This window comes from Streptomyces sp. MnatMP-M17 (genome assembly GCF_900091995.1).
GTDB lineage: Bacteria > Actinomycetota > Actinomycetes > Streptomycetales > Streptomycetaceae > Streptomyces.
On sequence record NZ_FMDK01001167.1, the window covers coordinates 1 to 1,651 of the forward strand.

Sequence of the window (1,651 nt, forward strand, 5' to 3'; positions counted from 1 at the left end):
GCCGGCCGGTTCGTCGGACACCACGGATCTCGGCTACGCGGTCCGGGTGGTGCACGGCGGTGCCTGGGGCTTCGCGTCCGGCGTCGATCTGTCCATGGACGCGGCGGCGCGGGTGGCCGGACAGGCCGTGGCGATGGCGAAGCTCTCCGCGAAGGTGATCTCGGCGGCCGGTTCGGACGAGCGCGTCGAGCTGGCCGAGGAGCCGGTGCACACGGAGAAGACCTGGGTGTCGTCGTACGAGATCGATCCGTTCGACGTGCCCGACGAGGAGAAGAGCGGGCTGCTCGCGGAGTGGAGCGGGCGGCTGCTGCGCGCGGAGGGCGTCGCGCATGTGGACGCGTCGCTGCTCACCGTCCATGAGAACAAGTTCTACGCGGACACCGCCGGTACGGTCACCACCCAGCAGCGCGTCAGGCTGCATCCGCAGCTCACCGCCACCGCGGTCGACGGCGAGAGCGGTGAGTTCGACTCGATGCGCACGATCGCGCCGCCGGCCGGGCGCGGCTGGGAGTACCTGACCGGAACCGGCTGGGACTGGGACGCGGAGCTGGAGCGTATCCCCGGGCTGCTCGCCGAGAAGATGCGGGCGCCGAGCGTCGAGGCGGGCACCTACGACCTGGTCGTCGATCCGTCGAATCTCTGGCTGACCATCCACGAGTCGATCGGCCATGCCACCGAGCTGGATCGGGCGCTCGGGTACGAGGCGGCGTACGCGGGCACCTCGTTCGCGACGTTCGACCAGCTCGGGAAGCTGGCGTACGGCTCCTCGGTGATGAATGTGACGGGCGACAGGACCGCCGAGCACGGTCTGGCGACCATCGGTTACGACGACGAGGGCGTCGAGGCGCAGTCGTGGGACCTGGTCAAGGACGGCACGCTCGTCGGCTATCAGCTCGACCGCCGGATCGCGAAGCTCACCGGTCTGGGCCGCTCCAATGGCTGCGCCTACGCGGACTCGCCCGGACATGTGCCCGTACAGCGGATGGCGAATGTGTCGCTGCGGCCGGATCCCGGCGGGCTGAGCACGCAGGACCTGATCGGCGGAGTGGAGCGCGGGATCTATGTGGTCGGCGACCGGTCGTGGTCGATCGACATGCAGCGCTACAACTTCCAGTTCACCGGGCAGCGGTTCTTCCGTATCGAGAACGGCGAACTGACGGGCCAGCTCCGCGATGTCGCGTACCAGGCGACGACGACGGACTTCTGGGGCTCGATGGAGGCGGTCGGCGGACCGCAGACGTATGTCCTGGGCGGCGCCTTCAACTGCGGCAAGGCCCAGCCGGGCCAGGTGGCGGCGGTCTCCCACGGCTGCCCTTCGGCCCTGTTCCGCGGCGTCAACATCCTTAACACCACGCAGGAGGCCGGACGATGAGCACCAGTCGCATCAGCAAGCCGCACGAAATCGTCGAGCGCGCCCTCGAACTGTCCACCGCCGACGGCTGCGTGGTCATCGCCGACGAGCACTCCTCCGCCAATCTCCGCTGGGCCGGCAACGCGCTCACCACCAACGGTGTCACCCGCGGCAGGACCTTGACCGTCATCGCCACCGTCGACGGCACGCAGGGAACCGCGTCCGGTGTGGTCTCGCGCTCCGCCGTCACCGCCGAGGACCTGGAGCCGCTGGTACGGGCCGCCGAGGCCGCCGCGCGCG

Annotated in this window: 2 protein-coding genes; both read left to right on the top strand. The window is 69.8% G+C overall.

The window, feature by feature from the left end:
* Positions 1-1,372 (top strand): TldD/PmbA family protein (locus tag GA0115259_RS37380; protein WP_202450703.1); only part of this gene is annotated, 1,372 nt, incomplete at its 5' end.
* On the top strand, positions 1,369-1,651 hold a 283-nt coding region (locus GA0115259_RS37385; protein WP_345941098.1), incomplete at its 3' end, for a PmbA/TldA family metallopeptidase. The genes GA0115259_RS37380 and GA0115259_RS37385, both read left to right, overlap by 4 nt.